The organism is Bradyrhizobium sp. INPA03-11B, assembly GCF_040446015.1.
Taxonomy (GTDB): Bacteria; Pseudomonadota; Alphaproteobacteria; order Rhizobiales; family Xanthobacteraceae; genus Bradyrhizobium; species Bradyrhizobium macuxiense_A.
Genome location: NZ_JASGSR010000011.1, coordinates 25,263 through 42,919 on the forward strand (window position 1 = coordinate 25,263; position 17,657 = coordinate 42,919).

The window sequence follows — 17,657 nt, forward strand, 5'->3', positions numbered from 1 at the left end:
CTCCGAGAGAGGGCGCGGACCGTGCGGGCGCTTGCTGAACAAGCTGACCCGACCATCAAGAAGCGCCTGTTACAGCTGGCCGCTCACTACGAACGACGCGTCGATCAACCAGAAAAGGCCGATCGAGACGGCAAGCGGGTCAACAATCCGGCCGTCGTGTCGATCCGGCTCGTTCTAGCACGCGGTTACCGGTGAGCACGCTATCCGCGCGACACTACCGCGAAGCCGTGTTGAAGTGCCCGCTGGAATACGGTTTTCAGGCCTTGATCGGCCAATATAGCTTCGCCAGGTCGGAAGTCGCTGACGACGCGCCATTCGAAACCTGTGTTCGCCTTGGGCAACTTTGCCCGATCGAGGACGTAAGCAGTGCGACCCGGCCCTTCGCCGACAGCGCCTTCCTCAACGAATTTCTGAAGCCTGTTCATCGATCCCCCACTGCACGGGTAAAGGGCAGCATGCCATTCCAGGAGGAGGGCAGCAACGTCGTCGGCACAGCTATCACGCCGGCGGCATGAGCGGTCATATTCTCGGCCGCGGCCTTCATTTAAGAGTGCATAGTAGGACTCGTCGCTCGCCGAACGCCATTCAATGGGTCAACGACGCCTGGGCGACCGGCGACACCACGGCGGCCGCAATGATGCAGCGCGGCGGCAAGGACTGATATTTCGTCACGGTCGATTATGCGCTGGGCAAGGGCATCGAGGCCGAGGCAACCAATTACATCGAGAAGCACGGCGGCAAGGTGCTCGGCTCCAGCAAGCATCCGCTCGGCACCTCCGACTTCGCCTCCTTCCTGCTGCAGGCGCAGAACTCCAAGGCCAAAGTGATTGGCCTCGCGAATGCCGGCGGCGACACCATCAACGCGGTGAAGCAGGCAGCCGAGTTCGGCATCCAGCAGAGCGGCCAGACCATGGTCGCGTTCCTCTTGTTCGTGAACGATATCCACGGCATGGGACTGAAGGTCGCGCAAGGTCTGCAACTGCTCGAGGCGTTTTACTGGGACACGGACGACGACACCCGCGCCTTTGCAAAGCGCTTTGCCGCGCGTCCCGGCATGAACGGCAAGATGCCGAGCGGCAACCAGGCCGGCGTCTACGCCTCGACGCTCGCCTATCTCAACGCGGTTGCCGTCACCGGCAGCGACGATGCCAAGGTCGTGGTGCCGCAGATGAAGACCTTCAAGGGCAAGGACAAACTGTTCGGCGACGTCACCATCCGCCAGGACGGCCGCGTCATCCACCCGATGTATCTGTTCGAGGTGAAGAAGCCGGAAGAGTCGAAGTACCCCTACGACTATTACAAGCTGATCGCGACCATCCCGGCCGACCAGGCGTTCCGCCCGCAGGCCGATGGCGGGTGCTCGCTGGTGAGATAAGGGCAGCTGCGGGGACGGATGGGCGAAGCCCGCCTCGCGCAGCGGATAACCTGCCGTCAAGAGTCGAGCCTCTGATGCTTCGCTTCTCGCTCGGCTTGCCGAAAGAACCGGATTTGGTCGAACGCGCGGTTTCCGATGCGCGCACTATATAGCAATCGGCGGCAAGTATATCTCGACGGTCGAGATGGGGGACGCCATAGCATCGAAGCTGTCACCGTTCTTGAGCTGACTTGGTATGCGCGGCGCGTACGTCCACGACCGTAACACGGGCGTCTACGGTGCCTAGGCGGAAACGATGTATAGCGGCACGGCCACGATCATCACCTGCGGGCCGCAGGTATACGGTGTCGGGCCGTTGAGTGAATCAAGCCCAGCCTCGAGATGCGGTCCATCTGATAGTTGGATGGCTATACGGTGCTCGACGCCAGCCCGACAAATCGCATCAGCTGATCGGACGTGCGGTCCTGATTGTATGCAAGGCAGACGTGGCTGGTCGATGCGGGCGAGGCCAGCGGGCGTTGGACGACGTCGCGCACTGCGATCTGACCGTAGCATTTCGGCAGCGCGGCGACGCCGAAGCCTGCGGCGACGAGGCCAAGGATGGCGCCGCCGTCTTCGGCTTCCTGAGCCATATGCGGCACGAATCCCGCGCTGCTGCACAAATGAACCACGTGGCCATTGAGGCCGCGCCGGCTGGCATTTGAGAAGAAAATAAACGGCTGTTGCGCCAACGCCTGCACCGCAATGGCTCCGCGTTTGCGGAGCAGCGGATGATCCTTCGGCGCAAACAGCTCCAGCGGATCGGGCCACAGCTCGCGAAGCGTCATCGTCCTCGGGAGCGGAAACACCGGAGACGGTCGCAGGAAACCGAGGTCAAGCCGCCGCTCCGTCAACATCTCGGCCTGCTCGCTGGTCGAGGCGTGCAGCAGTTCGAGACGGATCTCTGGATATGCGCGCGAGAAGCGGCGAAGGATCTTTGAGAACGACGCATGGATTGGAGCCGAGCCGGTGTATCCGACGCGCAGCAGACCGGCTTCTCCGCGCGCGGCCCGCTGCGCCGTTCCCATGGCGTCGTCGAGTTGTGCCAGCGCCTTGCGCGCCTGCGCCAGCAGGACCTGTCCGGCCTGGGTCAGTTCGACGCCCCGGCGCTGCCGCAGAAACAGCGGCGCACCCACTTCATGTTCGAGGGCCTTGATCTGCAGGCTGAGCGGTGGCTGGCTGAGGTTGAGCCGGCGCGCAGCCCTGCTGAAATTCAGTTCTTCAGCGACCGCGATGAAATAGCGAAGCCGGCGGATGTCCATTCTGCTATTTAACAAATAAATAGCTGAGGTCGTCAAATAAATATTGGACGAAATATCACCTCCGCTGCCATTTTCTGCCGGGAGGCGCCGACGATTGCGGACGGCCGGCGACCCCGTCGCCGCCATGCCGATGGAGGATGGATGCATGGGAGACCTGCCGAACGAAGTGGAGATCCAGGAGGAGGGGCCGCGCGAGGGATTCCAGATCGAGCCCGGACCGATTGCCTCCGCCGACAAGATTCGCCTGATCGAGGCGCTGGCGCAAACCGGACTTCGTCACATCCAGGTGTGCTCCTTCGTCAATCCTCGTCTGGTCCCGGGATGGTCCGATGCGGATGACGTCGTCGCGGGCTTTCGGCCGGCGAGCGGCGTCCACTATGTCGGACTGTGGTTCAACGACAAGGGGCTCGATCGCGCGCTTGCGTTCGCGGACAAGCTGACGCTTCTGGGCTCGATCTCGCTGTCGGCGTCCGATGCCTTCACCCGCAAGAATTTGCATCGCAGCCACGTCGAAAATCTCGAAGCGATGCGCAAGCAGACCCGCCTGCATCTGTCGAAGAATATTCCCGTCCGGCGGATCGGCGTCATGGCGGCGTTCGGCTGCAATTTCCAGGGCGACATTGCGCCGTCGCAGGTGCTGGCGACGCTTCAGGACGGTTTTGATATCGCCGATGAATGCGGCGTCGCGATCGGCAGCATCTCGTTGTCGGACACCATGGGATGGGCGACGCCGCAGCGGGTCGAACGGCTGCTCGGCGAGGTCCGCGGCAAATGGCCGTATCAGCAGATCACGCTGCATCTGCATGACACCCGCGGCCTTGCGATCGCCAATGCGATGGCAGGACTTCGCATGGGCGTGACGCGCTTCGATTCCACCGTCGGCGGGCTGGGCGGTTGTCCGTTCGCCGCGCACAAGGGCGCCGCCGGAAACATCTGCACCGAGGAACTGGTGCTGCTGTGCGAGGAGATGGGGATCCGCACCGGCGTCGATCTCGACGCGCTGATCGAGGTCGGACGCATGGCGGAAGAGATCGTCGGGCACCAACTGCCGAGCGAGTTGCTCCATGCTGGCAGTCTCAATTCATTCCGAAGGAATGCGTCAGGTGTCCACTAAACCGCTCACGGGGCTGAAGGTCCTCGAATTCAGCCACACCATCATGGGCCCCTGCGCCGGCTTGATTCTCGCCGATCTCGGCGCCGACGTGATCAAGGTCGAGCCCGCGCCGGACGGCGATCATACGCGCCGCCTACCGGGCTTCGGCGCAGGTTTCTTCGCCGGCTTCAATCGCAACAAGCGCAGCATTGCGATCAACCTGAAACATCCCGACGGGCGGGCGACCGTGCATCGCCTGGTGAAGGATGCCGATATCCTGATCGAGAATTACGCACCGGGCACGATGGAACGGCTGGGGTGCGGGTACGCGGATCTGGAAGCGCTCAATCCAGGTTTGATCTACCTGGCGCTCAAGGGCTTTCTCGCAGGTCCCTACGAGCATCGGCCGGCGCTCGACGAGGTTGTGCAGTTTCAGGCCGGGCTGGCCTATATGACCGGTCCTGCGGGGCGGCCGCTGCGCGCGGGGGCATCGGTCAACGACATCAGCGGCGCCATCTTCGGCGTCACCGCAGCGCTCGCGGCGCTGCGCGAGCGCGACGCGACGGGGCGAGGCCAGCGCATCAGCAGTGCGCTGTTCGAGAGTGCGGCCTTCTTCATGGTCACGCATATGGCGGGCTCGGTCGCGAGCGGCCACCAGCCAAGGCCGATGCCGGAGCGCCGTCATGCTTGGGCGATCTACGACGTCTTCAACACCAGCGACGATCAGATCTTCATTGGTGTCACCAGCGACCAGCAATGGAGCAGGTTCACCGAGGCGTTCGAGCTTGCCGCGCTCTGCGAGAATCCGGATCTCGCCACCAACGTGATGCGGGCGAGCCATCGCAGCTGGCTGATCCCAGCCGTGCAGGAGGCGCTTGCGCCGCTGTCGAAGGCTGTGATCGCCGAGCGCTGCGAGCGCGCGTCCGTCTCATGGGCACCGGTGGGCCGGCCGACAGATCTGTTCGACGATCCGCATCTGCTCAGCCATGGCGGGCTGATCGATGTCGAGATCCGCAATCCCGAGGGCGCAACGGAGATGACGCGGCTTCCCGCGATGCCGGTCGAATTCGGCGCCGGCCGCGAACGGCCCGGGCTGACCCGTCAGCCGCCGCGTCTCGGCGAACATGCCGACGAGATCCTGGCGGAAGCCGGTTTCGATCGGGCCGAGATCGACCGGCTGAAGGGCGATCGGGTGCTTGCGGCGAGCTCATAGCGCAACAAGCCAATAATGAAAATACAAGGGGAGGCTTCATTGCTGTCGAGACGAAAACTGTTTGGGCAGGCGCTGGCCTGCGCCGCGGCGCCGGTCATGCTCGGCACATCGCTCGCTTCCGATGCGCGCGCGGAGGAGCCGGCCGGCCAACCCGGCCTGAACTTCTATCCGGCGCCCCAACTGATCAGGGCCGAGATCTTCACCGAGATGCCGGACAAATTCCGGCGAACCGGCGTGAAGTCGGAATGGTCGACCGTCAACAAGGTCGGGCTGCCGCCGGTCGACAGCTTCATCGAGGGCCTGACGCTCGATCGGCAGGGCAATCTCTACGTCGTCGACGTCCCGTTCGGGCGCCTGTTCAGGATATCGGCCGATCGCGAATGGACGCAGCTTGCGGAATGGGACGGCGAGCCCGGCGGCATGGCGCTGCATCCCAGCGGCAAGTTCTTCATCACCGACTACAAGCAGGGGCTGCTGACCTTCGATCCGGCGACCAATAAGATCGAGTCGTTCCTCGGCCGCCGCGACAGCGAGCGCTTCAAGGGGCTGAACGATCTGACCTTCGCCATGAACGGCGACATCTATTTCACCGATCAGGGGCAGACCGGCCTGCAGGACCCGACCGGCCGGGTCTACCGCCTGCGCACCAACGGACAGCTCGACCTGCTGCTGTCGACCGGCATAAGCCCGAACGGCCTGGTGCTGCATCCGAACGAGACCGTGCTGTTCGTCGCCATGACACGCGACAATTCGGTCTGGCGGCTGCCGCTGTTTCCCGATGGCACCACCGGAAAGGTCGGGCGGTTTGCATCGTTCTACGGCGTCAGCGGGCCGGACAGCATCTTCATCGACGAGCAGGCCAATCTGTTTGTGCCGCACGCATCCCTCGGCTCGGTGTTCGTGCTCAATCCGGATGGCGAGCCGATCGCACGGATCGTGTCGCCGAAGGGGAAGACCACCACGAACGCCAAGTTCGGCGGACCGGACCGCAAGACCGTCTACATCACCCAATCCGACACCGGCGCGATCCTCAAGGCGTCCTGGCACATCGCTGGACGCCGCGTCTACGCCGACGCGGGACGGACGTGATCGCGGCCGATCGCCGGCGCTTCCCGATCGGCGATCAACAACAAACACAAGACGATCAGGAGGAAACGCGCATGCATGGGCCGGTGCAACAGATGGCCGGAGCGCTCGCGAGCGGCACGGCAGCGCCTGATGATGCGGCGGTGATCAACGCCCGGCTGGATCGGCTGCCGATGAGTTGGCCGATCTGGAAGCTGGTGCTGATGGTCGCGCTTGGCGCCTGGTTCGAGATCTATGACGTGTTCTTCACCGCCTATATCGGGCCGGGACTGGTCAGGAGCGGAATCTTCACGACATCGACCGTGAATTTCTTCGGCTTCGCCGGGCTTGGCGCCTTCGTCGCGGCGATGTTCGCCGGCCTGTTCGTCGGAACGCTGGTGTTTGGTCAACTCGCCGATCGTTTCGGGCGGCGGATCGTCTTCACCGGCGCGCTGCTCTGGTACACGGTAACGGCGGTGTTGCTGGCGTGCCAGCACAGTGCGGAGTGGATCATCTTCTTCCGGTTTCTCACCGGAATCGGCGCCGGCGCCGAGATCGTGACGATCGATTCTTATACGGCCGAGCTCGTTCCGGCGGATGCGCGCGGGCGATCGTTTGCCTTCCTGCAAGCGATCCAGTTCACGGCCGTGCCGACCGTCGCGCTGGCGGCCTGGTACTTCGTGCCGACGGCGCCGCTCGGTGTCGACGGATGGCGCTGGGTCGTCTGGCTCGGCTGCCTCGGGGCGGTGGCGGTCTGGTTCATCCGGCTCGGCCTGCCGGAAAGTCCGCGCTGGCTGGCGCAACGCGGCCGGATCGCCGAGGCCGATGCGATCGTGTCTCGGCTCGAACGCGACATCGTTGCGCGGATCGGTGCGCCATTGCCTGATGCGAAGCCGCATCCTCCGGCGGCGCAGGAGGCGAAAGCGAGCTTTGCGGAGCTATGGCGCTCGCGCTACCGCGGACGTACCATCATGATGCTGGTGTTCAATTTCTTCCAGTCGATCGGATATTACGGGTTCGCAAGCTGGGTTCCGACGCTCCTGATCGCCAAGGGCATCAATGTGACCCACAGCCTGCTCTATTCCTTCGTGATCGCGATCGCCAATCCGATCGGCCCGTTGCTGTCGATGTCGTTCGCGGACCGCATCGAACGCAAATGGATCGTGGTGGCATCGGCCGCCGCGATGGCGCTGCTCGGATTGATCTTCTCCCAGCAGGAGGATGCTGCCCGCATCGTCGTCCTCGGGGTCGCCATGGCGCTGGCGAGCAATTGCCTGACATTCTCTTACCGCACCTATCAGGCCGAGCTGTTTCCGACCCGGATGCGCAGCCGCGCCATCGGCGCCGTCTATTCGGTCAGCCGCATCAGCGCGATGTTCTCGGGCTTTTTGATCGCGTTCTGCCTGCGCGATTTCGGCGTGACCGGCGTCTTCGTGCTGATCGCGGGATCGATGGCGATCGTCGTCGCGACCATCGGCCTGTTCGGCCCGCGCACCAACGGCCTGCAATTGGAGGCGGTTTCCGGATAGCAATGACGAGGCCGCTACGAACCCTGTTGGGCGACTACCCCGGCACCGAAGCCGTCAAGCGCGGCGCGGTGGCCTCGGACCGGGTCATGCTCGATTTCGTCCAGCTTGCGTCTGTTATCGACGGCTTCAAGCCGATGATCCGCGAGCTCGCGTTCGATCTCTCGGAGCTGGCGATCGTGAGCTATCTGATCGCGCGCGATTTCGACAAGCCGCTGGTGCTGCTGCCGGCCACCATGACCGGCAGGTTTCCCCACGCCCGCGCGCTCTACAACGCCGAGCGCGGCCGGTTTGGCCCTGCCGATCTCACCGGCAAGCGCGTCGCGGTCAGGTCGCTGACGACGACCACCGCGGTATGGCTGCGCGGCATGCTCGCCAACGATCATGGCGTCGATCTCGATCGCATCGACTGGGTGACGCTCGAGGATCCGCATGTTGCCGAATATCGCGATCGCGCGACACGTGCACCCGCCGGACGAACCATCATCTCGATGCTGCTGGACGGGGAGGTGGATGCCGTGCTCGGCGAAACCTCCGACGATCCGCGACTGCAGCCGCTGTTTGCTGATCCGAAATCCGCAAGTGAGGCCTGGTTCAGGAAGCACACGGTGGTCCCGATCAATCACGTCGCGGTCGTCGCTCGCGAGTTTCACGACGATGCGCCCGAATCGGTGCGAGAGACCTATCGGTTGCTGAAGCGGTCGAGTGAACTCTCTTTGCCGCGAGACAGGATGCCGTTTGGCGTGGAGGCTATGCGTCCCGCTTTGCAAATGGTTATCGCATACGCTACCCAGCAGAAGCTCATTTCGCGGCAATTCAGCGTTGAAGAGCTCTTTAGTGATCTGACATTGAGCTTGGCCTAGGAGGACCTGTTTGTCCAAACAAAACCTCGTTCTACGCTCCGTACGACTGTCTCGGAATCTCGAGGCAGGTACCGCCGCCTATCTCGACGATCCTAGCGTAAGACGCAGCGTACCTGCTCAGAACCTCAACTAGACCAGCGGCTTATTCGGCGAGAAGCCAGCTTCGCAAGCCATCGATCCTGTGAAATCCGTCGGCAGCGTAGCAGCGGATCGACGGAAACAAGCCTTGCATCATCTCGGCAAGCGCATGTCCTGGACCCAGGTCCAGCACGCGATCGACACCGAGCTCTGCAAGAGCCTCCAGTGTCGCGGCCCAATCGATAGGGCGCGCAACCTGGCAGGCGAGCTTCGCCGTTGCATTGGATACAGAGAAGATGCGCTCGCCGTCGCCTCCGGCGAGAAGGATCCGTTGGCTTGCGATGGCGGAGTGTCTGCTATCTGCGAGCGCTTGTTGCAGGGGCGCGCAGGCCTGATCGAGCAGTGGGGTGTGCGAGGCGATCCTGACAGCGAGAAGGCCGGAGCGCGCAGCGCCATGCGTTGTCGCGTCACGGCAGAGGCCGATGACATCATGCTCTGCGCCTCCGACCACGAAGAGAAGATCGGGATTCCTGATCGCGATCTCGCAGCGGTATTTTTCAAGCAAGGGTTGGAGCGCGGTCCGGTTGAGTCCGCGGACATAGCCCAGGCGGCCGTTCGGCCCTGCCACGCGATCCATCTGTCGGGCGCGAATGCCCGTCAGTCGTAACGCTTCGGCGGCGGTCCATATGCCCGCAATGCTCCAGGCCGCCATCTCGCCAACGCTGTAACCTGTCACCGCCGTTTGATCGGCCAGGAGGTCAGCAACGCAGGTATGGATCGCGATAGTCGATGTGACGGTGAGGATCTGGCTCACACGATTTTCGGACAGTTCTTCCGCACTACGGGTCCGGACGAACTCCCGCGGATCCTCGCCGAGCCAGGCGGTCGCGGCGGCGAACACCGGCGTTGCGGCAGGCTCCTGCGCGACCAGGTCAAAGGTCTTGTCCGAGAGAGTACCTTGTCCGCCGCAGAGCAGTGCAAGCATTCAGCGCTCCAGCCTGTCGACGAAGAGGGCCATGGCAAGCAGGTCGGCCGAGCCGCCGGGACTCAGATTGCGCGCGACGAACGCGTGATGGATCTCGGTCGCCCGTTCCCGCCATTCGGGAGATGCCACGCCGCCTGTGGCGAGGAACGCCGACGCGCTGGTTTGTGCGAAACACAACCCGTCAGCTCCGCCCCGGTGCAAGAGGTTGGTGTCGACGACTTCGGCGATGAGCGTCATGCAGGTCTGAACGCGAACCGCTTCCTCGTCGTGGGGAGCGAGCATCCGCGCCGCGTGCAAGGCGGGGAGGGCGATATCATAGACCGACGGGAAGCCGCCGGCTGCTTCCGCCCTGGCGCCGCCGGCGCCATAGCGCCGCGAGGCTACCGCGCCATGGCTGCGAAGCGATGCGGGGCCGGAGAGGATGGCCTCGCCCCAGCGCTGCGACACCAGGCTGCCGAGCGGCCTCTGGATGCCGACGGCGCCACGAAACCCGGCCGCGGCGCACAGCAGCCCCAGCCCGAAGATTGCGCCGCGATGCGTGTTGACGCCGGACGTCGCAGCCAACATGGCACGCTCCGCAGCAACCCCGATCGCGCGCAACCGGTTCATGCCGGCGCCCTCAGCGCCCGCTAACGCCAGGTCGCGAAAGAATGGCTCCAGCGTGTCGGCGCTGCGGCACAACAGTTCGGCGTCCATGTCGCTGTGCGAGCCATTGTCGACATGGCTGACCAGCCCCGGCTTCGGATAGGTGTTGACCTCGAGCTTCAGGCAAAGCGAAGCCAGATGACCGAACCGCTCCCCATGGAGCGCGCGCTGCGGCTGCGGTTGCCATCTCAGCGCGACGTTCATGACATGCCACCAGAGAGGAAGGCTGCGCGCGTGCTGCTGTGGACTCCGGCCGGGCCCTTGACGAGGACCTCGTCCTCGTCAGCGCGAGTTAGCTCGCGCCATTGCACCCCTCCGGCGTGACCAACGATCTCGCCATCGAGCCGCATCGGCGCGTGCTGCGCGATCCGCGCGATGTCGGACGGCAGGGTGCTCGCCTGTCTCGCCGACGACAGCGGCCAGAGCAGATCGAGGTCTGAACGATCGGCGAGATAGGGAAGGCCCGTGAGGTGCTGCCAGGCCAGGCTGCCGAAGGCGCGGGTTTCCGGCAGAAGTTGGAGCAGCAGGTCGATCGTAGCGCGCCAGGCCGCAGGTGCCGCTGCGGCCACGTCGGCGAGCGATGGCGGCGGTGCCGATGCGATGATGTCGTTCGCCGCGAGCGCGACCGCGATGCGCCGTTTGCCATGGCTGGGCGGCAGCGGCAGGCCGAGCGGAATCATGCCGGCGGCATCGCTGCAGGCTGGCCGGCGAACGATGAGAGGGCGGCCGGCGCGCGTCCACTCTTCGATGATCGGCTCGGCGGCGAGTTCGGGATAGCGGGTCATCACGGCCGCCCAACCGGCCGCGGAGACCTTCACCATGGTATGGCGCGCGAGAGATTCAGCCATGTTGCGCTTCCTGCGAGGCTGCAGCGAGCGCGACGACTCGATCGGCGATCTCGGCGGCTTTCCGCCGTCCGCCACGCTCGGCGCCGAGCCGGGCGCGATCATCCTGCCCCTGCGGCCGCTGCAGCACGGCCGCAAGCTGCGGTCCCAAAGGCGCATTGTCGTCCCAGACGTCGTGAATGCCGCCGGTCCGCACCATGTTTTCGAGTCCAGGCGCGAACACCGGCGTGGCTTCCGCCTTCGCCTTCAAGACGTCGATCGGAAGCTTGGTGACCCGCGCCATCGACGGCAGATCCATCACGGCCGGATGGGCGCCGGGAAACGCCACCAGCGTGCCGGTCGCAAGCGCCGTCGCGATGAATGCGCCGGCGGCGCTGCCGCCATAGAGCAGGCCGACGGTGTGGTGTCCTTTCGCTTCCGCAAGCAATAAAGCCTTGGCGAGATGCGACAGGTACTCGCTAAGGCCAAGCAATTCGTCGCGCCGGCTCATGCGCTGGCTGGCGGAGTCCACCAGAAATAGGATCGGAGCCCGATCGTCTGTTCTAACGATCTCGATCACGTGCTCTGCGAGCGCAATCGCTTCGTCGACGCCGAGGGGCTGTCCCTGCGTGATGCCGAGCACGTGGATTGGCCCGCCGTCGGTCAAGCTCGCCTTTCCAGCAATCGTCGCGCCCACGACGTCGATATCGCGGCCGTTCGGGAACAGGCCGGTCAGGATCTCATCGAGCGTCATCGGCGTTCTCCCTCTTGCCGGCGGCGTGCAGAAATGCCTCGGTCGAAAGCGCGGGGATTTCGATCAGCTTGTCGATGCCAAGGGTCTCCCAGATCTCGACGGCGTCGTTGGCCTCGCCGAAACGTTGCAGCCGTCGCTCCAGGCGCTTCTGCTCGGCCTCGAGAACCGCAAGGTCGCAACGGTGCTTGATCTTGAGCCCATCGATCGCAGCTTGGCGAAACGCCAGCGCCTCGTCGTCAACGAACGTGTCGGCGCCGCCGATCAGGTAACGGTGTTTGCCGCCCATGGTACGCCAGACGAGCGCGCGGTCGCGCGAGTCGAATTCCTCGATGCCTCTATTGGTCTCGATCACCTCAGGGCCGCTGACGCTGATCCGCCCCTGTTCCGACACGATCAGCCGCGAGCAGGTGCCGGCGATCAGGCTGCCACCGCCATAGCATCCGGCGCGGCCGCCGATCACACCGACGACGTTGATGCGAGCGCGCCGCGCTTCGATGATTGCGCGCATGATCTCCGCGATCGCGAGCTCACCGGCATTGGCCTCTTGGAGCCGCACGCCGCCGGTGTCGAACAGGATCAGCACGTCCTGGCCGAGCTTGCGAGCCGCACGCAGCAGCCCGGTGAGCTTGGCGCCGTGGACCTCACCGAAGGCGCCGCCCATGAAGCGTCCCTCCTGCGCGGCAACGAGCACGCGCGTGCCGTCCAGCCGGCCGCGCCCGATGACGATGCCGTCATCGAACTGCTCCGGCAGGTCGAAGATCGCCAAATGCGGGCTCATCTCGCGCTGCTCGGGACCGATGAATTCGACAAAGCTGCCGTGATCGACCAGCGCATCAATGCGCTGCCGGGCGCTCGCCTCGTACCAGCTCAGCGAATCCGTGTTGGCGGTGGCTGCGGTCATCGTTCCGGCTCCTCGATCTTGCGGACGCCCTGGGCGAGGCGCAACGCGACCGTGTCCGGCCGGGCGCCGCCGTCATTGATGGAAATGCGCAGGCCGCCGGCTGGGCGGCGGTCGACGAAGTCGCGAACCACGGCCTCCCAGACCGCGCCGAAGCCATGGGCCGCAGTTGTTATGTCGATCATGCAGATGTCGGCCGACGCTGCGCGTTCCAGCAGGATCTCGAGATTGCCGGAGGCGACGACGCCGACGATGGCCTGCATGCGGGTGCCGCCGGCGCGCGTCGGGGCAGATAGTCGGAAGCTGAGCGTTTCCATGCGAAACTCCTCACCAGTTGCGGAAGCGGCTGGGCGGACGATAGAGGCCGCCGGAAGCCAGCATGAGATCCTTGATCGAGCGGGCGGCGAGCAGCCGGCGATCGGCGTCGAGCGGATCGATGCCGAGATCTTCGGGGCGCCTGATCACGCCACGCGCGCGCAGCTTCTCGACCAGTTTCGGATCGCGGGCGCGGCCGATGTCGGTGTAGCCGGCAACACCGCGGATCGCCTGCTCGCGCTCGTCCTTGTCCCGGCACATCAGGAGGTTGGCGATGCCTTCCTCGGTGACGATGTGGGTGACGTCGTCGGAGTAGACCATGACAGGCGCGAGATCGAGCTTGAGCGCGCTTGCCAGCTCGAGCGCATCGAGCCGCTCGACGAACAGCGGCGCGTTGCGCTCGCCAAAGGTCTCGCCGATCTGCACCACGAGCTTGCGGCCGCGGCGCAGCGCGGCGTCGGACTCGGGCGCCGCCTCGGCGCCGGCCTTGAGCCAGGGTTCGCTCGGGTGGCGGCGGCCGCGCGGGTCGGAGCCCATGTTGGGCGCGCCGCCGAAGCCGGCGATGCGGCTGGTCGTCACCGTCGAGCTGTGGCCTGCGAGGTCGATTTGCAGGGTCGATCCGATGAACATGTCACAGGCATAGAGGCCTGCGGTCTGGCAGAAGGCGCGATTGGAGCGCAGCGAGCCGTCGGGCCCGGTGAAGAACACATCCGGGCGTGCGGCGACGTAATCCTCCATGCCGACTTCCGATCCGAAGCTGTGGATCTGTTCGACCCATCCAGCTTCGATCGCCGGAATCAGCGTCGGGTGCGGATTGAGCGCGAGGTGGGTGCAGACCTTGCCCTTGAGGCCGAGCTTCTCGCCATAGGTCGGCAGCAAGAGCTCGATCGCGGCGGTGTTGAAGCCGATGCCATGATTGAGCCGGCGCACGCCATAGGGCGCGTAGATGCCCTTGATGGCGAGCATTGCTGTCAGGATCTGGGTTTCGGTGATCGCTGCGGGATCGCGTGTGAAGAGCGGCTCCACATAGAACGGCCGTCCTGCTTCCACCACGAAATGCACGAGGTCGCCGGGGATATCGACGCGCGGCACTTTGTCGACGATCTCGGTGACCTGGGCGACGACCAGGCCATTCTTGTAGCTCGTCGCCTCGACGACCGTCGGCGTGTCTTCGGTGTTGGGCCCGGTATAGAGGTTGCCGTCCTTGTCGGCGCTGACCGCCGCAATCAGCGCGACGTTCGGCGTGAGATCGATGAAGTAGCGCGCAAACAGCTCGAGATAGGTATGGACGGCGCCGAGCTCGATCTTGCCGCCGAACAGCATCCGCGCGATGCGCGCCGATTGCGGGCCCGAATAGGAGAAGTCGAGCCGGCGCGCGATGCCCTTCTCGAAGATGTCGAGGTGGGACGGCAGCACGACGCCCGACTGCACCATGTGGAGATCGCTGATCTCGGCAGGGTCGAGGTCCGCGAGCGCCGAGGCGAGGATGTCGGCCTGCTTCTGGTTGTCGCCCTCGAGGCACACCCGGTCACCTGACCGGATCACCGCCTTCAGGAAGGCGGGCAGGCTCGGGATGGGGACGACTTTTCCGTTGGCGTGCCGTCGACCGGCCATCAGGCGCACGCCCAGCGCGGCCTTTTGCATACCCCACTCAGTCATTTCGGGCTCCTTGGCATGCGAGGTGGGCTTCTGTTCCGATCAATGTATGCGTATTGCGTCGTATTGTCAATTAGTGTATACGAAACGTCATAAGCGACCGATATTCGCATACACAGGAGGAAATTCACGATGCGAATGCATACGAAGTGTCCAAGTCCTGCTGCCGGCGTCCCGTTCACCGCGGGGAGGCGCCCGTGACCATTTCCGGTGTCGCGCTGCTCGCGATCTGCACCCTGCTGGGCGGCTTCCTGGGAGACCTGCTCGGCGTTGGCCTCGGCGTGAAGGCCAATGTCGGCGGCGTCGGCATTGCGATGATTTTTCTGATCGCGGCCCGGCTCTGGCTGGTGCGCCGCAAGCTGCTCAGTCACGGGCTCAAGACCGGTGTCGAGTTCTGGGGCAGCTTCTACATCCCGATCGTGGTCGCCATGGCCGCGCAGCAGAACGTCGTCGCCGCGGCGAAAGGCGGTCCGATCGTCATCATCGCCGGCGCCGGTGCCGTCGCGGTGTGTTTCGCAATGGTGGCCCTGATCGGCCGGCTCAGCGGCCGGGTCGAGACGATGGACGAGATCGAGGCACGCGAGGCCGAGACGCTTGCCGCGCCTGTGCCTCAGTTCAAGTCGGGGAGGGTCGCATGACCATGCTGTCTCACGTGCTCGTCGCGAATTCGCTGATCACCGCGTTCGCCGCGGTCGGAATCCTGATGTGGATCTCCGGAGCGATCTCGAAATACTTCACCTTCGGACGCATTCACGGCTCGGCGATCGCAATCATGCTGGGTCTCGCGCTGGCCTTTCTCGGCGGCCTCTTCACCGGCGGTGAGAAAGGCGTCGCCGACCTGCCGGCGCTGGCCGGGATCGGTCTGATGGGCGGCGCGATGCTGCGCGACTTTGCCATCGTCGCCACCGCCTTCGAGGTCGACGTCGTGCATGCGCGCAAGGCCGGGCTGATCGGTGCGGTCGCGCTCGGGCTGGGAACCGTGGTCCCGTTCATTCTCGGCGTTCTCGTTGCCGCGGCGTTTGGCTACACTGATGCCGAATCATTGACGACGATCGGTGCCGGCGCGGTCACCTACATTGTGGGACCGGTCACCGGGGCGGCAATCGGTGCATCCTCACCGGTCATTGCCCTCTCGATTGCGACCGGTGTGTTCAAGGCGGTGATCGTGATGATCGGTACGCCGTTCGTCGCCAGGATGATCGGCCTCGACAATCCGCGCAGCGCGATGGTGTTCGGCGGATTGATGGGGACGGTCAGCGGCGTTTCCGGAGGGCTTGCCGCGACCGATCGGCGTCTGGTGCCTTACGGGGCGTTGACTGCGACATTCCATACGGGATTGGGATGCCTGGTCGCACCGTCCATCCTTTACTTCGCAGTGCGTGCGATCACAGGAGGCTAAATGGCGGGTTTGCTCAAGGTCGCGACCGACACGGAAGACGACGGCGGATTGCTCTCCGACCGGATCCGGAACGCATTGACCGACGAGATCGCGTCGGGTGCGCTGGTTGCCGGTTCGGCCCTGGAAGAACAGCAGCTCGCCGATCGTTTTGGCGCGTCCCGCACGCCGGTGCGGGAGGCGCTGCGTCAGCTCGTGGTCAGCGGCCTCGTGGAGGTGCGTGGCCGCCGCGGCCTCGTCGTGGCGCGGATGACGCCCGAGCGCATCATGGACATGTTCGAGACCAGCGCCGAGGTCGAGGCGATGTGCGTCAGGCTTGCGACCTATCGCATGACCCCGCTCGAGCGCAGCGATCTGATCGAGCTGCACGAAAGTTCGCTGGCGATGGTCGAGGCGAACGACGTCGATGCCTATGATGCGTTCAACCGTCAGTTCCACGAAGGCATCTACCGCGCGACGCACAACACGTTCATGGCGGAGCAGGCGCAGGATGTCCGCTCGCGGCTCAGCGCCTTTCGCCGCACGCAGTTGCGGCAGGGTGATCGCATTCGCAAATCTCGCGACGAACATGATGCTATCATGCAGGCGATCGCCGAAGGCGATGGCGATACGGCTTCGCGCAGGATGCGTGCGCACATGTTGAACGCGGCCGCGGCGCTTCGACGCTACATCGACGATCGCCTCAGGCCTGTCGACGGTTCGACGCTCGACAACGTCTGATAATTGCGGTTTTTGGTCGCTATTGATGAACAATAAGTAGATCGGCGCAGCAGGGCGATCAGCCCTGCAATGTAACGCGGACACACCCGTCGCCGGGCCCATAACCCAAGCGATCGAGGAATGGTCTCAGCCAGCCTTCGAGCTCCTCCTCCAAGCCGACGTCGCGTTCCCCATGGTTGGTCCTACAAAAGCCGCCCCCTATGTAATGTCGATCTGTTGGAGGAAATGGCCAAGAGAATCGGCACGGTCAGGCTCATCGTCGTTGACCCCACCTCGGCGTACACGAGTGGCAGTGACGGCAACGGAAACGGAAACGTGGAGACCCGCGAAGTCCTGGAGCCGCTGGCCGATATGGCCAACCGGTTGCGCATCGCCGTGGTCGCCGTGACGCACCTCAACAAAGGGGGCGGAGGCGACAATCGGAGCGCTTTGAACCGGTTGCTGGCTCGATCACGTTCGTGGCTGCGGCTAGCGCTGCGTTTGCTGTGATCGAGGATCCCGAAGATGACGAGCGACAGTTCCTGCTGCAGGCCAAGAACAATCTCGGCCGAAAGTGCAAGGGCTGGCCTTCCGGCTCGAGCAGCGCTTAGTCAGGAGGACGTGATGTCATCGAACGTCATGTGCGAGGGCGACCATGTCAGCGAATCGATCGACGAGGCGCTGTCCGCCTCGGAAAGCAGGGGGACTAAGAAGGGTCAGTCGGGCGGCGGCAAGGAGGACCTCCGGAACATCCTGCCCGGTGGTCGGTGGAGGTTCTGGAGGTCGAGCGTCCTGCGAGGGCGGCATCGCTGCTGGAACACGACAAGCGGCTCAGCAAGAGCAAGGCCTTCCGTGACGCTCGAACCGAACCAAGTCCAACCGAGACGGTTTCGACCCCGGTTTCCGGTACGTGCTGGAGTTGCCAGACGCATCATGGGCGCCCATGGAGATATCGGGGGCTCGCGATTGAC

19 protein-coding genes and 1 pseudogene are annotated in these 17,657 nt (G+C 64.5%); 12 read left to right on the forward strand and 8 right to left on the reverse strand.

Annotation, left to right across the window (positions count from 1 at the left end; all coding sequences use genetic code 11):
• The first annotated feature begins 21 nt into the window (after window positions 1-21).
• From QMZ05_RS06630 to QMZ05_RS06640, 3 genes and pseudogenes are all read left to right on the forward strand, one after another.
• Entirely contained in the window at window positions 22-195 is a 174-nt protein-coding gene (locus QMZ05_RS06630) for a hypothetical protein (protein WP_353700064.1), read from the forward strand.
• Window positions 192-515 (forward strand): hypothetical protein, encoded by a 324-nt coding sequence (locus QMZ05_RS06635; RefSeq protein ID WP_353700065.1) that lies wholly within the window; start codon window positions 192-194, stop codon window positions 513-515. Before QMZ05_RS06630 ends, QMZ05_RS06635 begins: the two co-directional genes overlap by 4 nt.
• Before the next feature lie 56 nt (window positions 516-571).
• A pseudogene (locus tag QMZ05_RS06640) lies at window positions 572-1,375 on the forward strand (ABC transporter substrate-binding protein); the annotation flags it as partial.
• Between the two features lie 407 nt (window positions 1,376-1,782).
• Here the strand turns inward: QMZ05_RS06640 and QMZ05_RS06645 are convergent.
• Entirely contained in the window at window positions 1,783-2,823 is a 1,041-nt protein-coding gene (locus tag QMZ05_RS06645; RefSeq protein ID WP_353700066.1) for a LysR substrate-binding domain-containing protein, read from the reverse strand.
• Between QMZ05_RS06645 and QMZ05_RS06650 the strand changes: the two genes are divergently transcribed.
• The 5 genes from QMZ05_RS06650 (at window position 2,822) to QMZ05_RS06670 (ending at window position 8,436) form a co-directional block, all read left to right on the forward strand.
• Window positions 2,822-3,790, forward strand: a complete 969-nt coding sequence (locus QMZ05_RS06650) for a hydroxymethylglutaryl-CoA lyase (RefSeq protein ID WP_353700067.1) — start codon at window positions 2,822-2,824, stop codon at window positions 3,788-3,790. The genes QMZ05_RS06645 and QMZ05_RS06650 overlap by 2 nt on opposite strands.
• Entirely contained in the window at window positions 3,780-4,982 is a 1,203-nt protein-coding gene (locus QMZ05_RS06655) for a CaiB/BaiF CoA-transferase family protein (RefSeq protein ID WP_353700068.1), read from the forward strand. Before QMZ05_RS06650 ends, QMZ05_RS06655 begins: the two co-directional genes overlap by 11 nt.
• 39 nt (window positions 4,983-5,021) lie before the next feature.
• Entirely contained in the window at window positions 5,022-6,071 is a 1,050-nt protein-coding gene (locus QMZ05_RS06660) for an SMP-30/gluconolactonase/LRE family protein (RefSeq protein ID WP_353700069.1), read from the forward strand.
• A gap of 71 nt (window positions 6,072-6,142) precedes the next feature.
• On the forward strand, window positions 6,143-7,576 hold the full coding sequence (locus QMZ05_RS06665; RefSeq protein WP_353700070.1) for an MFS transporter: 1,434 nt from the start codon (window positions 6,143-6,145) through the stop codon (window positions 7,574-7,576).
• A gap of 134 nt (window positions 7,577-7,710) precedes the next feature.
• Entirely contained in the window at window positions 7,711-8,436 is a 726-nt protein-coding gene (locus QMZ05_RS06670; RefSeq protein ID WP_353700071.1) for a hypothetical protein, read from the forward strand.
• A gap of 142 nt (window positions 8,437-8,578) precedes the next feature.
• Here QMZ05_RS06670 and QMZ05_RS06675 read toward each other — a convergent pair whose 3' ends face one another.
• From QMZ05_RS06675 to mdcA, 7 genes are read right to left on the reverse strand one after another with little or no spacing between them, the layout of a single operon-like run.
• Window positions 8,579-9,499: an acyltransferase domain-containing protein gene (locus QMZ05_RS06675; RefSeq protein ID WP_353700072.1), complete on the reverse strand. Its 921-nt coding sequence runs from the start codon at window positions 9,497-9,499 to the stop codon at window positions 8,579-8,581.
• Window positions 9,500-10,348: a triphosphoribosyl-dephospho-CoA synthase MdcB gene (mdcB, locus tag QMZ05_RS06680; RefSeq protein ID WP_353700073.1), complete on the reverse strand. Its 849-nt coding sequence runs from the start codon at window positions 10,346-10,348 to the stop codon at window positions 9,500-9,502.
• Window positions 10,345-10,965 carry a malonate decarboxylase holo-[acyl-carrier-protein] synthase gene (mdcG, locus tag QMZ05_RS06685; RefSeq protein ID WP_353700074.1) on the reverse strand — a complete coding sequence of 207 codons (621 nt, stop codon included), beginning with the start codon at window positions 10,963-10,965 and terminating at the stop codon, window positions 10,345-10,347. Before mdcG ends, mdcB begins: the two co-directional genes overlap by 4 nt.
• Window positions 10,966-10,984: 19 nt before the next feature.
• Window positions 10,985-11,722 carry a biotin-independent malonate decarboxylase subunit gamma gene (gene mdcE / locus QMZ05_RS06690; RefSeq protein ID WP_353700075.1) on the reverse strand — a complete coding sequence of 246 codons (738 nt, stop codon included), beginning with the start codon at window positions 11,720-11,722 and terminating at the stop codon, window positions 10,985-10,987.
• Window positions 11,709-12,623, reverse strand: a complete 915-nt coding sequence (locus QMZ05_RS06695; protein WP_353700076.1) for a biotin-independent malonate decarboxylase subunit beta — start codon at window positions 12,621-12,623, stop codon at window positions 11,709-11,711. Before QMZ05_RS06695 ends, mdcE begins: the two co-directional genes overlap by 14 nt.
• Window positions 12,620-12,937 carry a malonate decarboxylase acyl carrier protein gene (mdcC, locus tag QMZ05_RS06700; protein WP_353700077.1) on the reverse strand — a complete coding sequence of 106 codons (318 nt, stop codon included), beginning with the start codon at window positions 12,935-12,937 and terminating at the stop codon, window positions 12,620-12,622. The genes QMZ05_RS06695 and mdcC overlap by 4 nt, the downstream gene beginning before the upstream one ends.
• A 10-nt stretch (window positions 12,938-12,947) precedes the next feature.
• Entirely contained in the window at window positions 12,948-14,594 is a 1,647-nt protein-coding gene (gene mdcA, locus QMZ05_RS06705) for a malonate decarboxylase subunit alpha (RefSeq protein WP_353700078.1), read from the reverse strand.
• 194 nt (window positions 14,595-14,788) lie between these two features.
• On the opposite strand from mdcA, the gene madL reads away from it, so the two are divergent.
• From madL to QMZ05_RS06725, 4 genes are all read left to right on the forward strand, one after another.
• Window positions 14,789-15,229, forward strand: a complete 441-nt coding sequence (gene madL / locus QMZ05_RS06710; RefSeq protein WP_353700079.1) for a malonate transporter subunit MadL — start codon at window positions 14,789-14,791, stop codon at window positions 15,227-15,229.
• Window positions 15,226-15,990, forward strand: coding sequence for a malonate transporter subunit MadM (gene madM / locus QMZ05_RS06715; protein ID WP_353700080.1), 765 nt, complete (start codon window positions 15,226-15,228; stop codon window positions 15,988-15,990). The genes madL and madM overlap by 4 nt, the downstream gene beginning before the upstream one ends.
• Window positions 15,991-16,707: a GntR family transcriptional regulator gene (locus QMZ05_RS06720; protein ID WP_353700081.1), complete on the forward strand. Its 717-nt coding sequence runs from the start codon at window positions 15,991-15,993 to the stop codon at window positions 16,705-16,707.
• 120 nt (window positions 16,708-16,827) lie between these two features.
• The gene (locus QMZ05_RS06725) at window positions 16,828-17,196 is read left to right on the forward strand and encodes an AAA family ATPase (RefSeq protein WP_353700082.1); all 369 of its coding nucleotides are present in this window, start codon (window positions 16,828-16,830) and stop codon (window positions 17,194-17,196) included.
• Window positions 17,197-17,657 lie beyond the last annotated feature (461 nt).